This is a genomic window from Mesorhizobium sp. M7A.F.Ca.US.002.01.1.1 (assembly GCF_004022955.1).
Taxonomy (GTDB): domain Bacteria; phylum Pseudomonadota; class Alphaproteobacteria; order Rhizobiales; family Rhizobiaceae; genus Mesorhizobium; species Mesorhizobium ciceri.
Genome location: NZ_RZQE01001081.1, coordinates 1 through 392 on the forward strand (window position 1 = coordinate 1; position 392 = coordinate 392).

The 392-nt window shown below is 55.4% G+C and carries 1 protein-coding gene; it reads left to right on the top strand.

The window, feature by feature from the left end:
- Window positions 1-194 precede the first annotated feature (194 nt).
- A partial coding sequence (locus EN932_RS37805; RefSeq protein WP_164890929.1) for a CsbD family protein occupies window positions 195-392 on the top strand: 198 nt, incomplete at its 3' end.

A 392-nucleotide genomic window follows, 5' to 3' on the forward strand; every position in this document is an offset into this window, starting at 1 on the left:
GTGATTATCGTGACCGCTCTCCACAACCAAATCTTTGAGCTGAAGGAACTTGACCACGACACGGCATCCCTTCACTGCTTCCCTCAGCGGCGGGCCTTTTCCACCATCAGCGGCGGCTCTTTGTCCATCAAGTGCCCGGAACTTAGCCGGGCTGCGAACGTTTCAACTACGGTGCAACCAAGGAGGCCAAGGCCATGGATTGGAACCGCGTTGAAGGTAATTGGAAGCAGGTCAAGGGCAAGGTTAAGGAACAGTGGGGCAAGCTGACTGACGACGATTTGGACCGCATTGCCGGCAAGCGCGATCAGCTCGAAGGAAAAATTCAGGAAAGATACGGCCTTGAGAAGGACCGGGTTCGGAGAGACGTTGACGACTGGTACTCGATGCAGGGT